This window comes from Kitasatospora sp. NPDC004799, from assembly GCF_040609095.1.
GTDB lineage: Bacteria > Actinomycetota > Actinomycetes > Streptomycetales > Streptomycetaceae > Kitasatospora.
In genome coordinates this window covers 1-1,946 of record NZ_JBEXJK010000726.1, presented here as the reverse complement: position 1 = coordinate 1,946, position 1,946 = coordinate 1, and the positions used below count along the sequence as shown (strand labels likewise).

Here is a 1,946-nt window from a genome sequence, read left to right as displayed (position 1 = left end):
GGTCATTGGTGTGGTGGGGGGGGGGGCCGGGCGTGCCCCCGCGGGGGCCCCCCAACCCCCGCCCCCCCCCGCGCCGGGCGCGCCGGCCGGCCCCCCGACGACCGACAGGGTGAGCGGGTGGTGCGTCGATGACCGGGACCGACGGCGAACAGGCCGGTACGACGGGCGGTTCGGCCTGGTCGCCGCTGCGCCGGCGCGTCTTCCGCGACCTCTGGCTGGCCCAGTTCACCTCGAACGTCGGCAGCTGGATGCAGACCGTCGGTGCGCAGTGGCTCCTGGTCGGACACGGCGCGGGCCAGGTGTCCCTGGTCCAGCTCGCGGCCGGCCTGCCGGTGCTCTTCCTCGCCCTGCCGGCCGGAGTCCTCGCGGACCTCGTGGACCGGCGCCGACTGCTGCTGGTGATGCAGGCCGCCATGGCGCTGGTGGCCGCGGCGCTCGCCGTGCTGGCCTTCACCGGACACCTCGGCCCCTGGACGCTGCTCGCCCTGACCTTCCTCCTGGGCTGCGGCAACGCGCTCAACGGCCCGCCCTGGCAGGCGGTGCAGCCGTCGCTCGTGCCACGGGAGGAGCTGCGCCAGGCCGCGGCGCTGGGCGCGGTGAACCAGAACCTGGCGCGCGCCGTCGGCCCTGCCCTCGGCGGGGCCCTCGTCGCCCTGCTCGGGGTCGGCTGGACCTTCGCCGTCAACGCGGCGTCCTTCCTCGCGATCCTGGCGGTGCTGGCGACCTGGCGGCCCGACGCCTCGGAGCGGGCGCCGCGACCGGGCCAGGAGCGCGAGCACCTGAGCGCGGCCCTGCGCGCCGGCGGCCGGTACGTCCGCAGCGCGCCCCGGGTCCGCCGGATCCTGCTGCGCAGCGCCCTGTTCGTGCCCGGCGCCGCCGCCCTGTGGGCGCTGCTGCCGGTGTCCGCCCACGATTCCCTGGGCCTCGGCGCGGCCGGGTACGGCCTCCTGCTGGGCGCCGTGGGCCTCGGCGCGGTCGCGGGCGCGGCGGTGCTGCCGACGGTGTCGCGGCGGGTCGGCGGCGACGGCGCGCTGGCGCTCGCCGGGGCCGTCTTCGCGGGTGCCCTGCTGGCCCTGGCCGTCGGCGGCAGCGTGCCGGTCGCCCTCCTGGCCCTGTTCCTCGCGGGAGCGGCGTGGATCACCGCGCTGTCCACCCTGAACGCGAGCCTGCAGGTGGCCCTGCCGGCCTGGGTGCGGGCCCGCGCCTCGGCCTTCTACCTGCTCGTCTTCCAGGGCGGGAACGCCGTCGGCTCGCTGCTCTGGGGGCAGCTGGCGCAGCACGCCGGGCTGTCCGTGGCGATGGTCCTGGCGGCGCTGTTCCTGCTCGGCGGGGTGCTGTCCCTGCGCCGGCTGCCCCTGCTCGGCGGCCGGGCCGATCCGACGCTCTCCGAGGCGTGGCCCGAGCCCCGGCTGGCCGTCGAGCCGGCGCCGCAGGACGGGCCGGTCCTGGTGACCGTCACCTACCCGGTACGGGCGGAGCGGGCCCCGTCGTTCCTCGCGGCGATGCGCAAGGTGGAGTCCTCCCGGCGCCGCACCGGCGCGGTCACCTGGGGCCTGTACCGGGACGCCGCCCGGCCGGAGCGGTTCGTCGAGACGTTCACCGTGACCTCCTGGTCGGAGCACTGCGCCCAGCACCACGGGCGCTACACCGGCACCGACCACGCCTTCGAGGCCGAGGCGCGCGAGCTGCTCACCGGGGAGCCGACCGTCACCCACGCCGTGACGGTGCCCCGGGACTGACGAGCGGGGCGGCCGACGATGGCGGGGACGTCCACCGGACGTCCCCGCCATCGCGGTGTCCGCAGCGTCAGTGCGGGCTGAGCGCGGCGGGAGGCACCGCCGGGCCGGGGGCGGGCCGCGGCTCCCCCGCCGCGGGGAGGTCCAGCGCCGCGGGCTCTCCCCCGCCGCGGTCGATACGCGCCGGCAGGCGGTCGGGGTGGGCGACGC

General features: G+C 78.3%; 1 protein-coding gene. It reads left to right on the top strand.

What is annotated here, in order from left to right; all coding sequences use genetic code 11:
* Positions 1–128: 128 nt before the first annotated feature.
* Positions 129–1,739: an MFS transporter gene (locus ABZW03_RS40285; RefSeq protein WP_355269771.1), complete on the top strand. Its 1,611-nt coding sequence runs from the start codon at positions 129–131 to the stop codon at positions 1,737–1,739.
* Positions 1,740–1,946: the final 207 nt, after the last annotated feature.